General features: G+C 59.2%; 1 protein-coding gene. It reads right to left on the reverse strand.

The features are described from left to right. Positions 1-26: 26 nt before the first annotated feature. Positions 27-860: IS30 family transposase (locus CNQ84_RS20245; protein WP_096006542.1), on the reverse strand; the 834-nt coding region annotated here is incomplete at its 5' end.

Here is an 860-nt window from a genome sequence, read left to right on the forward strand (position 1 = left end):
GGCCGCCTCAAGTTCCAAGTGCAACATCAGTGAATTGAACCCAGCTGGTTAGTGGCCTGTAGCTGGAGGTATTCAACCAGCACCTCGACAGGGAATTTCCAGCCCAAGGTTTGCCTGGGTCGAGTATTGAGCAGCTCGGCGATCTCGTCCAGACGCTCCTGGCTTACCAGCGATAAGTCTGTACCCTTGGGGAGATACTGCCGCAGCAGGCCATTGGTATTCTCATTGCTGCCACGCTGCCAAGGGCTGTGTGGGTCGGCGAAGTAAATGTTCATCCCTGTGCGGGCGGAAAGCTCTGCATGGCGTGCCATTTCGCTGCCTTGGTCGTGCGTTATGGTTTTCAACAGCGATGGCGCCATCCGTGCAAGCTCCCGAGTCATCGCCTCCAGCGCGGCATCCGCTGTAGGTGCATCAAGCTTCGCCAAGATCACAAAGCGGCTAGTGCGCTCAACCATTGTCGCTACTGCTGAACGGTTGCCAGCCCCCATAATCAAGTCGCTTTCCCAGTGGCCTGGGACCTGCCGCCCTTCGACGTCTTCGGGGCGATTACGGATATTCTGCTCAGCCGGGTAGCGCTCTCGACGAGCGGCACTGACGCTGCGTGGGCGGCGTTTAGCTTTGCCCTGACGCAGGTAGGCAATCAGCTGTCGTTTCAACTCTCCGCGCGGGTAGGCGTAGATAGCGAGGTATATGCTTTCGTGACTCACGTGGCGTTCCGGTCTGTCTGGCCAAAAGATCTTCAGTCTGGCGGCTACCTGCTGTGGTGACCAGCCCTTGGCGAGCATCTTCACTACCACCTGCCATAGCTCGCTGTCAGGGTGCAGGCGCCTTGTGCGGCGCGGCAAGCGACGCCGCTGCTC

Source organism: Pseudomonas abyssi, from assembly GCF_002307495.1.
Classification (GTDB): domain Bacteria; phylum Pseudomonadota; class Gammaproteobacteria; order Pseudomonadales; family Pseudomonadaceae; genus Halopseudomonas; species Halopseudomonas abyssi.